The organism is Sphingobacterium mizutaii (genome assembly GCF_900187125.1).
Lineage (GTDB): Bacteria > Bacteroidota > Bacteroidia > Sphingobacteriales > Sphingobacteriaceae > Sphingobacterium > Sphingobacterium mizutaii.
Window position 1 is genome coordinate 1,129,700 of record NZ_LT906468.1, and the last position, 15,470, is coordinate 1,145,169.

Consider the following 15,470-nt stretch of genomic DNA (forward strand, 5'->3'; position numbering starts at 1 on the left):
TGTGCATTTATTCTATACAGCAGATTTAAAGCCTGATCAAAGCTTATTTCAACTTTCTGAGGAAGAAAGCAAGCATGCTGTGCGTGTCTTGCGATTGAATGTGGGCGGCCAGGTTCAATTGATTGATGGGGTCGGTGGGTTTTATGAAGCTGAGATAGCCGATGCACATCCCAAAAGGACCCAGCTGCGCATTCTAAATTATACCCCAGAATTTCAAAAGCCAAATTACCATTTACATATTGCTGTTGCACCCACCAAGAACATCGATCGGATCGAATGGTTCTTGGAAAAGGCGACCGAAATCGGGATCCAGGAAATCACTCCAATCATCAGTGAGCATTCCGAGCGCAAAGAGGTCAAAACCGAGCGTTTGAATAAAGTCATCGTTTCGGCGATGAAACAGTCTCTGAAGGCTTATATGCCCCTTCTAAATGAAGCTATCAGTTTGGATGCCTTCTTGAACAAGGCTGGGGAGGACAAGGACTTGAAAAAGGCTATTGCCCATTGTGAAGAAGATGCAGAGAAGAAATACTTAAACCAAGAATTTGAAGGCGGACAACGCTATCTGATCTTGATCGGTCCTGAGGGGGATTTCTCGCCTTCTGAAATAGAAAAAGCCATTTCTGTAGGATTTATTCCGGTTTCCCTAGGGGAGGCCAGACTTCGCACAGAAACGGCTGCTTTGTATGCTTGTACAGAGATTGCTTTACTGAACCGTTAGTTCACGAGTTCAGCATCCACAATTTGGATTTCCGCATTACCTTTTAAGGGTTCAGGATTGAACTTCATCTTTCCTTTGATCTTGATCGGTTCATCCGTAAACTTTACTGTTCCTTTTTTCATAAAGATCTCAACCATTGGAGGAATACCATTAGTACCACAGAATTGACACTGGGTAATCGGCAATACCGATAACATATAAGTGCTGTGGTTTCTGCCACTCACTAATGGCACCATATAACCTGGAAGATCTACTATGGTATTCTCTAATTTTTTCAATGCAGGTGGATAGGTTGGGGTATACACTTTTTTGTTACCCACGGTAGACACCTTGTACATCATTTTGTCAATGGCTTCCCAAGTGCCGTTCATCATAGGAGTATGGTCTGGAACCTGGGTTTCATTGCTATAGTTTCCGATTTGAGCTTTTGAAAAGCTCACAGTCATCATCAATACGAATACTGTAAATATTAACTTTCTCATCATTACTTATTACCTAAAATGGTAGAAATTGTTGTGTTATATGCTTTAACTGCTGGTATAAGGGATGCTATCACACCGATCAAACAAGCAGTAAGCAAAATTAACCATTCTTTACTATATATCTGGAATGCTTGGATAAAGTCTGCACTCTGACTGGTCTGTGTACTGATCAGGTACAGGCCAATATGACCAATGAACAATCCGACAATACCTCCGATGCAGGTGATTACCAATCCTTCGACAATCAGCATGGTGAATAGTTTAATCTTACTTGCGCCTAATGTCCTCATGATGGCAAGGTCATATTTCCTGTCCTTCAAGGCATTGTATAAACTGATAAATACGCTCAATCCGGCGATGATCATAATGACATAAGCCAAGATTTCAAGAGAATCGATCCCTACACCCATTAAAGAAAACAATCTTGCTGTTTCCAATGCTGGGGATGCTGCCTGCATGCTGGTGGATTGGTTGACCAATTTAGGAACAACACCAATGGCAGCAGGGGAGCTGAATTTGACCAATAAGGCCGTAATCTCCAACCCTTTGTCCTGAACGATATCATCAGCGATGCTCTTAACGAATACATCTGATCTAGGACGTTCTGTCACTAGGCTATCTTCAGTAGCTTGAGTAAGGGGACTAGGTTTTTCTGCTACGATCTCTTCATGTTCGTGATCAGCATGATCATGATCATGTTCATCGTGTTGATGGGCTTCTGTAGCTGTATGTTCATGCGCATGGTCATCGTGGTTATGGTCTGCATGGTCGTGATCATGGGCTTCATCAGCATGATCGTGCTCATGGTCGTGTTCCTCGTGACCGATTCCATGGATATCCCAAACACTTTCTAGGTTGGTCAATAGTAGGTTGTCTACGATAGAACCCGATGGTTTCAGGATTCCGACAACGGTAAAAGGATGTTCTTCGTGGACATGGGCCTTTTCAGCTAAGCCATGGGCTCCATGTACTTGATCCCCTAATTTCAGTTTGTTTTTACGGGCAGTTTCACTCCCAATAACCACTTCATAGCTTTTGTTCCATAATTGACCATCGGCTAATTTGAGCTCATATAAGCCCATAAAGCTAGTGTCCGTTCCAACGATTCGGTGACCTTTGAAGTTATCGCCTAGTGAAATCGGAACTGCTTTTTCAATAAAAGGGTTATCCATCAGCTTTTCGGCTTCGGATAACTTGATGTTACCGGTGGGGTTGTCCACATGGTACAATGCACTCAGGATCAATTGTAGAGGGCTGCCTTTGGCACCTACCACGAGGTCAACCTGTTTGCTATTGCTGTCGAGCTGTTTTTCAAAAGTATCGCTGGTAATATAGATACTAACCAATATGGCTACTCCGAATGCGGTTAGGATGATACTTAACAGCGTGGAGCCCCATTGTTGTGATATGTTTTTCCAGACTAATTGTAGTGTGTTCATCTTATTGCGCAGCTAGTATGTAGTTGTTCGTAAATTCATCCTTTAATCTTTTGTCATGGGTAGAGATCAAAAGGGTGCTTCCTTGTTCTTTGGCAAGGCCCTTGATCAGCTCCACAACCAGAAAGGTATTCTTGTCGTCTAGGGCAGCGGTGGGTTCGTCTGCAATCAAAAGCAAGGGCTTGTTTATGAGTGCCCTGGCGATAGCGACACGTTGTACTTGTCCGCGGCTCAGTTCATTGGGTCTTCTGTTTCCAAAACCTCCCAATTGCAGTTTTTCCAACAGCGATTTTATGGCCTGTTCATCGACAGCGAGTCCCGCTAGACTTTGGGCAAGTTTGATATTTTCTGTTACAGAGAGATTTTTGAGCAGATGGGCTTCCTGAAAAATAAATCCCAGGTTTTGCGCCCTGAATTTATCCAGATCACTTCCGGAGAGCTGATAAAGATCCTGTCCGTTGATGATGACCTGTCCTGTCGTCGGAGATGAAAAACCTGCGATCAGGTTCAACAGGGTTGATTTTCCGGATCCGGAGTCCCCTAACACCAAGGTGTGTTGCTGATCGGCAAGCAGCAGATCTTGGAAGGAAAGTTTGGGGCCTTTAGGATATTGATACGATAAACTGGATGTTTTTAATACAAAATCGCTCATAATAAAACTTTGTTGCAAAATAGCACTAATTGTTGGCTAAAACCAATCTAAAGGGTAACAATTTGACCGATAGGTGTCTTAACAATTATTTAACTAGAGACTAATATTAACATAATGAAGGATTAATATTCACGTAACAATGCGATTATACTTTTGCAACATAATATTAACATTGTATGAATTGTATTAAACGAGTATTTTTATTGTTGGTTGTTTGCTTCGGCGTGATGATGAGCTATGCCCAGCAAGCACCATTTGGAGTAAAGGGGACAGTTGTGGACGTGGAGTCCTACCAACCTTTGGCAGGTGTTACAGTAACAATTGCGAACTCCCAGTTGGGCACAACAACAAATGACAAGGGTGAGTTTTTCATCCCCCTACCTAGCGATAAATCCGCGGAATATCTGATTCGTGCGACTCTAATGGGGTACGATGCCCAGGAGATGAACTTTACGTTGCAGTCAAGCGACACGGAGTTTGTGTCCTTTGCGCTGAAAAATGCAGATGCGGTGATCGAGGAAGTCGTTGTGACCAGACGCCGTGAGAAATTTACAGAATTAGCCTTATTAGAAGAAAGAAAGAAATCGAACCTGATGGTGGAGTCCATTGGTGCACAGGAGCTTTCTAGAAAAGGAGTTAGCGATGCAAGAGCAGCATTGACTAAAATGGCGGGTGTATCGAGACAAGAAGGTGTAAGGAATGTATTGGTACGTGGATTAGGCGACCGTTATAATTCAACTTCATTAAATGGCTTGCCATTGCCATCGGAAAACCCATTGTACAAAAACGTATCCTTGGATTTCTTTGGAACTGATGTTATCCAAAACATCAATGTAAATAAGACCTTGAACCCTGGTATTTCGGGAGATGTCGCGGGAGCAAACATCGATATCTTCACGAAAGAAGCAACAGGAAACAGTTTAGAGATTGGATTGAGCGGTGGTGGTAACTCACAGACCATTGGTCAGGATAATTTCCGCAGGATTAATGGAACAAACTGGTTTGGAACACTTCCAGCAGGTTCAAAACCTCCGATCACAGATTTTAGCCAGCACGCTTTCCAGAATGCCTGGACGCCTACGCCAATCAAAAACCTGATCAATTCAGGTATCAAATTATCAGCTAACAAACGCTTCTTAGTAAACAACAATCCATTAAGTATATTCTTTACTGCTGGAATGGAAAGCAAATACCGTTACTATGAAGGAAAATTCCAAGGAGCAAACAATGAGGGTGCTCTGTTCTTAGACAAAGATTATACCTCCAACGAATACAATGTATCCCAATCGGGTATGTTGAATGCACGTTATACTTGGAACAACAGTTCAGTAAGCTTCAATTCATTGTATATCCATGACCAGACCCAAACCATCTGGGATATGTTTGGTATTGGTGAGAATGAGCTAGAAGGTGACAAAGAAATGAACAGAAGACAACAAGTAAATGATAACCACTTATTTGTTAACCAAATCCTTTCTAAGTTATCACTTTCAGAAAAACTGACTGCTGATTTAGGTTTAGGATTCAACTATACCATTGGTAATGAACCTGACCGTAGAAACAATAAACTTTTATTCAGAGATAACAAGCTAGCGTTCCATACAAGTTCAGCAAACAGTAATGAGCGTTTCTACTCGTACATGAATGAAAAAGGGGTGACCGCAAAAGCAATCTTATCTTACAAACTTGGTGATAACACGGATTTTGAAAGAAAAATTGACTTTGGATATAACGGAAACATTGTAAGAAGAGATTTTAGAGCAGTTATCTATAACTTCAAATTAATCCCTCCATACCCAGAAACCGCTGACATGAATGGTTTGGACAATTTCTTTACCCAAGAGAATGTAGGTAACAAATTCCAAATCGAAACCGGTCGTGGAAAGAACAATGCAGATCCTTTTTACTACTTAGGAAACAAGGATGTACATTCGGCATTAGGAAACCTGACTTACCAATTTGATGAGAAATTCACTGCTTTGGTTGGTCTTCGTTTCGATAAAATCAAACAAACAGTAGAATATAACACCAACATTGGTAACAGTGATGTGAGTGGTCCTTCAATCATTGACAAGAACTACTTTTTGCCAAGTTTGAACTTGAAATATAGTTTAACCGAAAAGATGATCTTGAGAGCATCAGGAAGCCAGTCTTATATCTTGCCGCAGTTTATTGAAATTGCACCGATGTTGTACAATGGACAGAATATTACTACTCAAGGTAACAGTAATCTAGTTCCATCAGAAGTGATCAATGCGGATTTGAAATGGGAATTATACCCAGGAGCTGGTGATTTGGTTGCGGTTGGTTTATTCTATAAAAACATCAAAAACCCGATTTCAAGAATCCAGACCTTCTCATCAGGAAACCCATTTACTTTTGCGAACACAGGTAGCCAAGCTACGGTATTGGGGGCAGAGTTAGAGGTGAAGAAAGACTTATTGCGTACTGCAGGTGAGTTTGGCGAAAACGTATTGTCAGCAGGTCTGAACTTCTCGTATCTGCATTCGAAACAAAAGTTGGATTATACATTTGCGAGATTCCTAAAAGCAGAGGATAAATTGGAGGGTGCATCGCCAATCTTAGTGAATGCAGACCTTTCTTATAAAGCATATTTCAAGAATTTTGACCTACAACCTACCTTGGTCTTGAACTACTTCTCAGACCGTATTTATGCCTTAGGTACGAACGGATATGAGAACGTAATGGAAAAAGGCTATCCGACCTTGGATTTCGTGATGAACGGTACGATCAGCAGGAAATTTGGTATCAATATCAAGGCTGAAAACATCTTAAATCCAGAGCGTCAATACAACCGTGGATTTGTGAATGGAGCTCCGAGCATCATCGTGGAGAGCTTTAAGCGCGGGGTAGATTTTAGTGCAGGAGTTTCTTACAAGTTTTAACAATAAATTAATTTACACATAACACAAAGGTTAATTGGTAACAGTTTCTTTGTGTAGAAATTAAAAGATTATGAAGACAAAATTATTTTCAATTTTAGCAGCTAGCGCTTTAGCATTTACAGCTTGTACTTCGACTGATCCTGTTGTGGGTCCAGGCGAAAAAGGGGAAGCAAAATTAATTGGTAACATCACTAAAGACATGGTTCTAGATGCTAATACTGAATACACGATGACAGGTGCAGTATATGTGAAGGACGGAGTGACTTTGACCATTCCTGCGGGAACTGTGATCAAAGCATTAGACGGAGGTACTGATGTGTATTTAATGGTTGAGCGTGGTGGTAAGATCATGGCGAACGGTACAGCAGCAAAACCAATTGTTTTCACTTCAGCAGCTGCAAAGCCTAAAGAAGGAGATTGGGGTGGTGTCTTAATCAACGGAAAAGCACCTCTTTCAGGTGAAGCTGGAAAAGTAACTGAGAACAACGCTGAGATTGGTGAGGCATACAAATACGGTGGTAGTGTTGTTGATGACAATTCAGGTATTCTTAACTACGTAAGAATCGAGTACACTGGTGCTCGTATCTCTGATGAGAAAGAACACAATGGTCTTACTTTGAACGGTGTTGGTAACAAAACTACCTTGTCTAATATTTATTTAGCATACGGTGATGATGATGCAATCGAGTTCTTCGGTGGATCAGTAAACGCTTCTAACATTTTAGTAGTAAACTGTACAGATGATATGTTCGACTTTACTGAAGGTTATTCAGGTACAGTTAAAAACGTATATGGTATCCGTGAAGAAGGTTACTTGCCAGTAACTGTTGACCCACGTGGTATCGAGGCTGATGGTAACATGGACGGAAAAGCTCCAAGCCATGTAAACCAATCAAACTTCAAAGTTGATGGTATCACTATCATCAATAACGCTCCAGGATTAGGTGCAAACTTAACCATGCACGATGTATTCAAAATCAGAAGAGGTGCTAAAGCGACCATTACTAATGCTTTTGTGAAATTCGGTCCTAAAACTAACGTTTTGGATGCTACAGGTGCAGTAGTTGTTGATTTAGTTGACTACACTGACAGAAACGGTACTGCTGCTGCAGGTACTTCAATTGAATACACAATTGATAAAGCAAACAACCTAGACAAAGCAAAACTTAACACAATCCCTGGAACTTCAGCTACAGCTAAAGATGGCTTGAAAGGTGCTGATACAGGTGTTTTCAGCTGGACTGGATACAAATTCTAAGAACATAGTACTAAATAGTTTATCAAATACAAAGGACCGCCTTCATGGCGGTCTTTTTTTTGAACCAGGATTAAGGGATTGGGACTTCGGCAGGCTCAGCCACCGGATGGGCCAAGATTTGGGAATGAACCAGGATTTATGGGATGCGAGGATGGACCAAGATTTGGGAATGAATCAGGATTAATGGGATGCGAGGATAGACCAAGATTTGGGCATGAACCAGGATTGCCCTCGACTCCGCTCGGGCTACTGGATTGGAGGATCGACCAAGATTTGGGAATGAACCAGGATTAATGGGATGCGAGGATGGACCAAGATTTGGGCATGAACCAGGATTAATGAGATTGGGACTTCGGCAGGCTCAGCCACCGGATGGGCCAAGATTATGATGTATATATCACAGAAAGTTATCAAGGTTGGTAGGGGCGTATTGAATACGCCCGCCGCAAATAAACCTTCATATAATTAGCCTTTAGGCTGATTTACTGAGACTATTCTTAGGTATTAAATATGATAAAGCATAAAAAATCCTGGGGCGGGGAGCCTCAGGATTTTTAACTAACCAATTATTAACCTAAATTATGAAATTTTTTACTCTTTACTCTTTTTTACTCTGTTTGTACTATCTATAACGCAAAGTAAATGCCGATTGTATATTGGATACTGCCTCTTAACATCTTTTAACAGATGGATTAGATTTCGATGACATAAAGGAGCGGCTCAGATATTTTTATGACATTTCTCCCCAAATTACCTGCTTTACTCTTATGCCATTATTCCCGAAAAATATCCAGAAACAAAAAAGCCTGTCAGATTCTGACAGGCTTTATATCTTTTGTCTAAATACTAAATACTAAATACTAAATACTACTATTTAACTTCATGCTTATGTCTAAACAGGATAGCAAAGAGTATAGCAATGACTAGGGTATACAGGGCAAAGGCGATCCAGATATGGTGCCAGTCCTTTAAGTGTATGACTTGATCGAAGATTCCATTGCTGACATTCACCCCTCTGGAGCTGATGAATTTTTGCAGGGAACCATTGTCGGCTGTAGTGTCCAGGAAAGAGGCTAAAGAAGCGCTGTCGTTGAACGAAAGGGTGTAGAACCTATCAATGATCCATCCAGATACCCAAGAGCCAAATACGGCTCCAAATCCGTTAGTCATCATCATGAACAATCCTTGTGCTGATGAACGGATCTTGTTATTGGTATTGGTCTCCACGAATAGGGAACCTGAAATGTTGAAAAAGTCAAAGGCCATTCCATAGACTACGCAGGACATAATAATCATCCATAGGCCAGTGGAAGGGTTTCCATAAGCGAACAGTCCGAATCGAAGCACCCAGGCTACCATGGCGATCAGCATGACCTGTTTGATACCAAACCTTTTCAAGAAAAAAGGAATCGCAAGGATGAACAAGGTTTCCGAGATCTGTGATATGGACATGATGATTGTGGAATACTTCACCACGAAGGAATCGACATATTTTGGATAGAATTTGAATTCATCCAAGAAGACATCTCCATAAGCATTGGTCAATTGTAAGGCTGCGCCAAGGAACATGGAGAAGATAAAGAACATCGCCATTTTAAAGTTTCCAAAGAGCTTGAAAGCTTCGAGTCCCATGATCTGGGAAAAGCTAGCGTTCTCTTGGATATGTCTCTGGGGAGGACATTTTGGAAGATAGATCAGGGAATAGAGCCCCAATAAGATGGAACCGCCGGCAGCAATATAGAACTGGCCTTCGGTTGCTTTACTTCCGCTTAAGTTAGTCATCCACATTGCCGCGATAAAACCTACTGTTCCCCATACACGGATGGGAGGGAAGGCCTTGATCAGGTCGTAATTCCCTTGGTTGAGGGCGGTATAGGCAATGGAGTTGGAAAGGGCTAAAGTAGGCATGTAACAACACATACTGAGCAGCATGACCGTAAAGAACGATCCTGGGTCTTGCACCTGTGCAAGATAGATCAGGCAGGCTGCGTAAAGAAGGTGAAGGGCTACATAAAGTTTTTCTGCATTGACCCAACGGTCGGCAATGATACCCATCAAGGTGGGCATAAATAAAGAGGCAATACCCATGGTGGAAAAAATGGCGCCGAATTCGGTACCACCCCAGTTTTTAGTCCCAAACCAATAGTTTGCAATAGTAATCAACCATGCTCCCCAGACGAAGAATTGTAGGAAGTTCATGATCGTTAACCTCAGTTTAATAGACATCGTATTTTGCTATTAGTTATTGTAGGTAGAAATTAAGATTTTCGTTTTTCGATTTCGTCCCTGATTTTGGCAGCCGTCTCATACTGTTCGTTTTCGATGGCTTTTTCCAGGGTCTTCTCAAGTTGTTCCAGCGTTAAGGAAGCGTAAGGTGATGGTTTGTTTTTTGCTGGTTCTTTTTCAACGCTTTCTTGTTCTTTTTCTTTTTCCTCGGTTGGAGTATCCGATTGTTTGTAGTTTCCTACGTTTTCGATGTTTTCAAGGAAAGCAAAGTCATTTCCTTCGATCACGATTCCGGCTGTGTTCATGATAAAATCATAGGTGTAGATCGGGCATTCGAAGCGAACAGCAAGGGCAACAGCATCCGATGTACGGGCGTCGATTTCTGAAGTCTGTTCACCATCTGTACAGATCAATTTGGCAAAGAATATCCCGTCTACCAGGTTGTAGATCAAGACTTCTTCTAATTTTATCTTAAAGGTTTCGGCGAAAGATTTGAATAAATCATGCGTTAGCGGCCTGCTTGGAGTCATTTTTTCGATTTCAACGGCAATGGATTGCGCTTCAAAGCCTCCAATGATGACAGGTAGTCTTCGGTTACCTCCTACCTCTCCGAGAACTAGGGCATACGCGCCAGACTGGGTTTGGCTATATGATAAGCCCACAATATCTAACTTGATTTTCTTCATCGATAACACGTTAACGTGAATACAAAGATGGGAATATTAACAGCAAAAAAAAAGTGACCCTGCGTTTTTTTAGGCAAGGCCACTCGTTCATTGTTTAGTTATTCCTAGTTGTTTTTTAAGTTTTTGATCGCTTCTGTCAGCTTTGGAACGATTTCGAAGGCATCTCCTACGATTCCATAATCCGCTACTTTAAAGAACGGTGCTTCTGGGTCTTTGTTGATCACAACAATGTTTTTTGAGGAACTTACTCCTGCTAAATGTTGGATTGCGCCCGAGATACCGATTGCAATATATAGGTTAGGGCTCACTACGATCCCTGTTTGTCCTACGTGTTCAGAATGGGGTCTCCAACCGGCATCTGAAACTGGTTTTGAACATGCTGTTGCAGCACCAAGTACATTTGCCAATTCCTCGATCATTCCCCAGTTCTCTGGTCCTTTCATCCCACGACCTGCTGATACCACGATTTCGGCTTCTGGTAGGGAGATTTTATCCGTTGCACGTACAATCTCTTTGACCATCACATTGAAATCTTGGTCTTGCAGTTCTGGTGTGAAATCTACCACCTCTGCTGCACCAGCAGTTTCTTTGACATCGAATGCGTTTGGATTAACTGCAATGACTTTTACCGCTGAACTGATGACTTCAGTTGCAAATGCTTTATTGGAAAATGCAGTCTTTTTTACTTCCATCTGATCGCCATTGAATGTAGGAAGACCGATAGCACCATCCGCAAAACCTGCATCTAATTTAGCTGCAACCCTTGGTCCCAGACCTTTTCCACTGAAAGAGTTGGAAAGGACAACAACTTTTGCATTCTCCTGCTTAGCAGCCGAAGCAATAATGGATGCATAGGCTTTGTTCACAAAGTTCTTCAACTTGTCTTGGTTAGCATCCAAAACTTTGGATACACCGTATTTGCCCAATTTCTCTAATTCTGCTTTGTCTACATTTCCAATGGAAAGAGCAGTCACAGAATCACCTAATTGGTCAGCGATAGCTTTGGCATAGGAAGCGACCTCAAATGCCGACTTCTTTAATGTACCTTCTGTATTTTCTATATATACTAAAATTGCCATGATAATTTCTTAATGGGGGTAAATGAATTAAATAACTTTTGCCTCGCTACGAAGTAATTGAACCAATTGATCCACATCTTCTACAAGTTTCACTGCGCCTCTTGGAGCAGGAGATTCGTATTTGGAGATGTTTGACAATTCATTTACTGCAATCGGCTCCAGAACTTGAAGAGGTTTTGTTCTTGCACCCATAATGCCACGCATATTCGGGATCTTAGGCTCGGCAACACCTTCTGCTGTCCCAACAACCACAGGCAATGAAACCGTCAATACTTCTTTACCACCTTCAATTTCGCGGTCGATGGTAGCATTGTTGTCTTGGATTTCCAGTTTTTTAGCGATGGAAACCGAAGGAAGGTTTAATAGTTCACCTAATAGGGCTGCCACTTGAGCACCGTTATAGTCAATAGACTCACGACCCGTTAAGATCAAGTCAAAGTTTTGTTCTTTTGCGTAGTTAGCAATCTGATTGGCTACAAACCAAGCATCTCTAGGTTGAGAATTTACGCGAACGGCATCGTCCGCACCAATTGCCAATGCTTTTCTAATGGTAGGTTCTGTGCTAGCATCACCAACATTGATCACAGTGACGGTACCTTTGCCGCCTTCCGCCAACTCAACTGCTCTTGATAATGCAATCTCATCATAGGGATTAATGATATACTGGATACCATTGCTGTTAAAAACCGTATTATCGTTGCTGAATGTTATTTTTGAAGTGGTGTCAGGGACATTACTTATACATACTAATATTCTCATAATTCAAACGTTTTACACAAACCTACATTAATTAAGGAGCATTTCAAAGATGTGTTTCCTCGATTTTCAGGAACTGTTAGCTAATTGTTAATTACCTAAATACTATAAAATATCTAATTATTTTATTAAAATGATAATGTTTACCCTTAAATGATTTAAATAATATAATAAATGTAAATAAATGCATTAAAAACACAATAGTCATGCATTTGTCATTTTGTATGCTAGCATAGTATTTCCTATTGAGTTGCATATAGGTTTTCCATTTCTAAATTATGTTTACTTTTGTTTATGGAAAGTAGATTAGAACAGTTACAGAATTTTTTAAAAGAAAGCCCGCAAGATCCTTTTTTGAAGTATGCGCTAACCATGGAGTTTGTCAAGCTGGGTGATAAGCCAAAAGCAAGGGAAGGGTTTGAAGAACTCGTCCATAATCATGCGGATTATGTAGGGACTTATTACCACTTTGGGAAATTTTTGGAAGGGGAGGGAGAGAAGGATTTTGCAATTGAAATCTATGAAAAAGGGATACAGGTGGCTCAACAGAAAAGAAATTTTCATGCTTTAAATGAACTGAAAAATGCCATGCTCATGGCTAATGGTTTGCTGGATGACGACGATTAATGTTAAATTTTCTAAAAAATAGATTTGTGGTATCTTTTTTGTCTTTTTTAGGGCAAGGAAGAAAATTATGCGAGTATTAACACTGTCATTAATAGGATTAATCATGCTGGTCTTTGGATTTAGTTGTATAAATAACAAATCCAACGTCAATCAGCTTGTTGCGTCCGAAGATAATGCGGTGAAAGGATTAGCCATCGTTGGTACTTATGAAGGCAAACTTCCTTGTGCTGATTGTACTACAATTGCAACAGTACTCAGCTTGGATAAGAATAAAAATTATTCCATGCGCTATGAATACGTTGGCAAAAGTGCCGAAATATTTGAAAGTACCGGTAAATGGAAGGTTGATAAAGATATCTTGAGCTTAGAGAATGTGGATTACAGCTTTAAGATATCAAAGGATCAACTCAATCAATTAGATCTCTCTGGTAAGGAAATAAAAGGCGATCTCGCCGAAAAATATGTCCTTCAAAAAATAAAATAAATACCTGCGTTCGCAGGTATTTTTATTTACCTTATTTGTTAGTTTATTTTTAAGGAATACCTAATGCTAGGTATTTTTTCTGCTTAAGAGGTTGGTTATCTTTGGTTAACACTAATTATTAATTGATGAAAACCAAGTTGTCTTTTATGATGATGCCGGTATTGCTATTACTAATAGGGTCCATTGGTAGTCTTTTGCCTGAGAGAGTGGGTGAAAAAGATTGGGCGAACAGCATCAATCCATTGGAAATTGTAGGGCAATGGACAGCCTATGAATACTATGACAATAACATCCAACCCAAAGGACAATCATCTGAACAGGATTATTCCAAGATTAACCAAATTGCTAAACTCATAAAGTTCCAATCGAAAGAAACGCCATGTCCTGATAAAATCAGTAAGGTGGAACAGAAAATGGAATTCTTTAAGATCAATTTTAAACCAAACGGCAAAGCGGAAATCTTGGAAAAACAATATTATAAGGCTAATTCCTTTGACTCAAGTTGTCAAAATACAGTTTACGATGAATCCTATAACCAAAGGATGCAGGTGAATTGGAGGATAGACCAAACTGAAGCAGCACTAGTCTTAAATGATTCAACAAAGAGACATCTAACTATTTTTAAGGTTCTATATTTTGGTAATAATGAACTGCATCTATCCTTGAAACAGGATGAAGACTATATCCTTGTTAAATTACATAAGGATTGACTAGTACTGAAAAAGCGATACAGATTTTCAGTGATTAAAAAACACCTCATTTTGTTGGTATTCAAATGATAGTTCTTGTGCGTTTTAATGGAAATTTACCATGTTTTTTTTAATGGTTAGCCACGTATATACCAATAGCATATGATAATTTATATACTACAAAGGCAGCAATAGATATTGCTATAAATAAAAAAACAACTACTTCAAGCATCGAAGAAGATTTTTTCATGATAAATTGATTGAATTTTAATTTTTAACTGATTCATATCCGTTGTTATTTCCAATATATGCAGCTCCAGCAACGACAGCAATTGCACCGCCGATTACTCCAACTTTAGTTAATAAGGTAGCACCTGACCAATAAGCAACTACAGCAGGAATAATTTCACCTTCAATATTTTGTTGGTCTTGAAGAGATAATTCTTGTACGTTTAATTTTGTTTTTTTTATAAAAAAAAATTAAGATTTTTGATTAAATGCAACATAAGCTCCGATTAGTATGCCTATTATAAACAGTTTAAAAGCATATTTTATAATTAGTTCTTTATTCATATTATTCATATTGTTTGCAATTATTATTTGTAATAATGTATCTAAAATATATTACTTTAATGTATAAAAAAAGCATTTAAGTGATTTTTGAAAAAAAATATTTAACCCTGCATTCGTGTTTTTTAGTTCAAATTCCTTCATTTTCTCTATTTTAATTTGAATGTTAATAGAATATTTATCCTCATAATAGTATGTATTTGCTATTCTATCGAATTTTATAGGGGCACCCTGGTCTTTCATATACTCAATAATTCGAGCTAATCTAGAAACAGAAATATTTAGGCGTTTTGCAAATTCTTCTTGACTTCCTGTTTTTGCTTTACTGATGAGTTTATTTATAAGATTTATTCTGTCTATATATAAGTATAATTTCATGATACAAATAATTTAAGGTGTTTCAATAATTAATAGAATTTTCCTTATATACTTCTTTTTTACTTTCGAGAAGGTTTGATTCTAATAGCGGATCATATAATTTCAAAATGTTATACTCAGAATAATTCATGTACTGAGCCAGAGTTGCTTTTTTCAACAGTAAGTCTTTATGATATTGTTGTTTTTCTCGAGCTAAGTTTGTTCTCACTTCCGATACAACAGAAGGGGTTATAACACCTATTTTAACGCTTTTTTCTGTTTTATCTAATAATTGAGTAGAAAAATTGATTGCCGAATCTTGTTCATTAACTAGAGATTGAGATAGTAATGTCTCTAAATAACTTTGTATGACTTTTAAAGTTAAATCTCTGATTAATACATCTTTTTCTATTCGCTCTTGTTCGGCTTGTACAGTGGCTTTTTCTGCTTGGTTTTTAAAGTAGTTATATTGGTAGATAATTAACTCCGTATTAACCATTGTTTTTGCGCAACAATATCTGTTTTTATAACGATTTTTTGT

Annotated in this window: 15 protein-coding genes; 6 read left to right on the top strand and 9 right to left on the bottom strand. The window is 39.3% G+C overall.

All coding sequences use genetic code 11. From position 1 onward, the window contains the following. The first annotated feature begins 1 nt into the window (after nucleotide 1). A complete protein-coding gene (locus CKW03_RS04820; RefSeq protein WP_093098884.1) occupies nucleotides 2-721 on the top strand; it encodes a 16S rRNA (uracil(1498)-N(3))-methyltransferase in 720 nt (239 codons plus the stop codon). Here CKW03_RS04820 and CKW03_RS04825 read toward each other — a convergent pair. From CKW03_RS04825 to CKW03_RS04835, 3 genes are read right to left on the bottom strand one after another with little or no spacing between them, the layout of a single operon-like run. Then, a complete protein-coding gene (locus CKW03_RS04825; RefSeq protein ID WP_236736521.1) occupies nucleotides 718-1,206 on the bottom strand; it encodes a hypothetical protein in 489 nt (162 codons plus the stop codon). The genes CKW03_RS04820 and CKW03_RS04825 overlap by 4 nt on opposite strands. Continuing rightward, nucleotides 1,206-2,642 (bottom strand): ABC transporter permease, encoded by a 1,437-nt coding sequence (locus CKW03_RS04830; RefSeq protein WP_093098886.1) that lies wholly within the window; start codon nucleotides 2,640-2,642, stop codon nucleotides 1,206-1,208. Before CKW03_RS04830 ends, CKW03_RS04825 begins: the two co-directional genes overlap by 1 nt. 1 nt (nucleotide 2,643) lies before the next feature. After that, nucleotides 2,644-3,291 carry an ABC transporter ATP-binding protein gene (locus CKW03_RS04835; protein ID WP_093098888.1) on the bottom strand — a complete coding sequence of 216 codons (648 nt, stop codon included), beginning with the start codon at nucleotides 3,289-3,291 and terminating at the stop codon, nucleotides 2,644-2,646. A gap of 176 nt (nucleotides 3,292-3,467) precedes the next feature. Between CKW03_RS04835 and CKW03_RS04840 the strand changes: the two genes are divergently transcribed. Both CKW03_RS04840 and CKW03_RS04845 read left to right on the top strand, forming a co-directional pair. Beyond that, the gene (locus tag CKW03_RS04840; RefSeq protein WP_093098889.1) at nucleotides 3,468-6,197 is read left to right on the top strand and encodes a TonB-dependent receptor; all 2,730 of its coding nucleotides are present in this window, start codon (nucleotides 3,468-3,470) and stop codon (nucleotides 6,195-6,197) included. A gap of 70 nt (nucleotides 6,198-6,267) precedes the next feature. Then, nucleotides 6,268-7,455, top strand: a complete 1,188-nt coding sequence (locus CKW03_RS04845; protein WP_093098891.1) for a beta-helix domain-containing protein — start codon at nucleotides 6,268-6,270, stop codon at nucleotides 7,453-7,455. A gap of 870 nt (nucleotides 7,456-8,325) precedes the next feature. Here the strand turns inward: CKW03_RS04845 and CKW03_RS04855 are convergent. The 4 genes from CKW03_RS04855 to CKW03_RS04870 form a co-directional block, all read right to left on the bottom strand. Beyond that, on the bottom strand, nucleotides 8,326-9,681 hold the full coding sequence (locus CKW03_RS04855; RefSeq protein WP_093098893.1) for a nucleoside permease: 1,356 nt from the start codon (nucleotides 9,679-9,681) through the stop codon (nucleotides 8,326-8,328). Between the two features lie 32 nt (nucleotides 9,682-9,713). Next, entirely contained in the window at nucleotides 9,714-10,367 is a 654-nt protein-coding gene (locus CKW03_RS04860; RefSeq protein ID WP_093098894.1) for a bifunctional nuclease family protein, read from the bottom strand. A 104-nt stretch (nucleotides 10,368-10,471) separates the two neighbouring features. Further along, a complete protein-coding gene (locus tag CKW03_RS04865) occupies nucleotides 10,472-11,446 on the bottom strand; it encodes an electron transfer flavoprotein subunit alpha/FixB family protein (protein ID WP_093098896.1) in 975 nt (324 codons plus the stop codon). 27 nt (nucleotides 11,447-11,473) lie between these two features. Next, nucleotides 11,474-12,205, bottom strand: coding sequence for an electron transfer flavoprotein subunit beta/FixA family protein (locus tag CKW03_RS04870; RefSeq protein ID WP_093098897.1), 732 nt, complete (start codon nucleotides 12,203-12,205; stop codon nucleotides 11,474-11,476). Between the two features lie 291 nt (nucleotides 12,206-12,496). On the opposite strand from CKW03_RS04870, the gene CKW03_RS04875 reads away from it, so the two are divergent. The 3 genes from CKW03_RS04875 to CKW03_RS04885 all read left to right on the top strand — a co-directional run bounded on the left by CKW03_RS04875 (nucleotide 12,497) and on the right by CKW03_RS04885 (nucleotide 14,023). Further along, a complete protein-coding gene (locus CKW03_RS04875; protein ID WP_093098899.1) occupies nucleotides 12,497-12,829 on the top strand; it encodes a tetratricopeptide repeat protein in 333 nt (110 codons plus the stop codon). Nucleotides 12,830-12,896: 67 nt separating this feature from the next. Beyond that, a complete protein-coding gene (locus CKW03_RS04880) occupies nucleotides 12,897-13,313 on the top strand; it encodes a copper resistance protein NlpE (RefSeq protein ID WP_093098900.1) in 417 nt (138 codons plus the stop codon). 125 nt (nucleotides 13,314-13,438) lie between these two features. Beyond that, complete coding sequence (locus CKW03_RS04885; RefSeq protein ID WP_093098902.1) at nucleotides 13,439-14,023, top strand: hypothetical protein; 585 nt, start codon at nucleotides 13,439-13,441, stop codon at nucleotides 14,021-14,023. 603 nt (nucleotides 14,024-14,626) lie between these two features. Here CKW03_RS04885 and CKW03_RS04890 read toward each other — a convergent pair. Both CKW03_RS04890 and CKW03_RS04895 read right to left on the bottom strand, forming a co-directional pair. Then, nucleotides 14,627-14,950 carry a transcription initiation factor IIE subunit beta family protein gene (locus tag CKW03_RS04890; RefSeq protein WP_093098903.1) on the bottom strand — a complete coding sequence of 108 codons (324 nt, stop codon included), beginning with the start codon at nucleotides 14,948-14,950 and terminating at the stop codon, nucleotides 14,627-14,629. A gap of 22 nt (nucleotides 14,951-14,972) precedes the next feature. Continuing rightward, nucleotides 14,973-15,428, bottom strand: a complete 456-nt coding sequence (locus CKW03_RS04895) for a TolC family protein (protein WP_093098905.1) — start codon at nucleotides 15,426-15,428, stop codon at nucleotides 14,973-14,975. Nucleotides 15,429-15,470: the final 42 nt, after the last annotated feature.

Excerpts from the sequence above, each read along its gene's own strand:
- CKW03_RS04855 (WP_093098893.1), bottom strand. The coding sequence starts at position 9,681 with ATGTCTATTAAACTGAGGTTAACGATCATGAACTTCCTACAATTCTTC.
- CKW03_RS04825 (WP_236736521.1), bottom strand. The coding sequence starts at position 1,206 with ATGATGAGAAAGTTAATATTTACAGTATTCGTATTGATGATGACTGTG.
- CKW03_RS04895 (WP_093098905.1), bottom strand. The coding sequence starts at position 15,428 with ATGGTTAATACGGAGTTAATTATCTACCAATATAACTACTTTAAAAAC.
- CKW03_RS04865 (WP_093098896.1), bottom strand. The coding sequence starts at position 11,446 with ATGGCAATTTTAGTATATATAGAAAATACAGAAGGTACATTAAAGAAG.
- CKW03_RS04885 (WP_093098902.1), top strand. The coding sequence starts at position 13,439 with ATGAAAACCAAGTTGTCTTTTATGATGATGCCGGTATTGCTATTACTA.
- CKW03_RS04870 (WP_093098897.1), bottom strand. The coding sequence starts at position 12,205 with ATGAGAATATTAGTATGTATAAGTAATGTCCCTGACACCACTTCAAAA.
- CKW03_RS04860 (WP_093098894.1), bottom strand. The coding sequence starts at position 10,367 with ATGAAGAAAATCAAGTTAGATATTGTGGGCTTATCATATAGCCAAACC.
- CKW03_RS04875 (WP_093098899.1), top strand. The coding sequence starts at position 12,497 with ATGGAAAGTAGATTAGAACAGTTACAGAATTTTTTAAAAGAAAGCCCG.
- CKW03_RS04840 (WP_093098889.1), top strand. The coding sequence starts at position 3,468 with ATGAATTGTATTAAACGAGTATTTTTATTGTTGGTTGTTTGCTTCGGC.
- CKW03_RS04835 (WP_093098888.1), bottom strand. The coding sequence starts at position 3,291 with ATGAGCGATTTTGTATTAAAAACATCCAGTTTATCGTATCAATATCCT.
- CKW03_RS04890 (WP_093098903.1), bottom strand. The coding sequence starts at position 14,950 with ATGAAATTATACTTATATATAGACAGAATAAATCTTATAAATAAACTC.
- CKW03_RS04830 (WP_093098886.1), bottom strand. The coding sequence starts at position 2,642 with ATGAACACACTACAATTAGTCTGGAAAAACATATCACAACAATGGGGC.
- CKW03_RS04880 (WP_093098900.1), top strand. The coding sequence starts at position 12,897 with ATGCGAGTATTAACACTGTCATTAATAGGATTAATCATGCTGGTCTTT.
- CKW03_RS04845 (WP_093098891.1), top strand. The coding sequence starts at position 6,268 with ATGAAGACAAAATTATTTTCAATTTTAGCAGCTAGCGCTTTAGCATTT.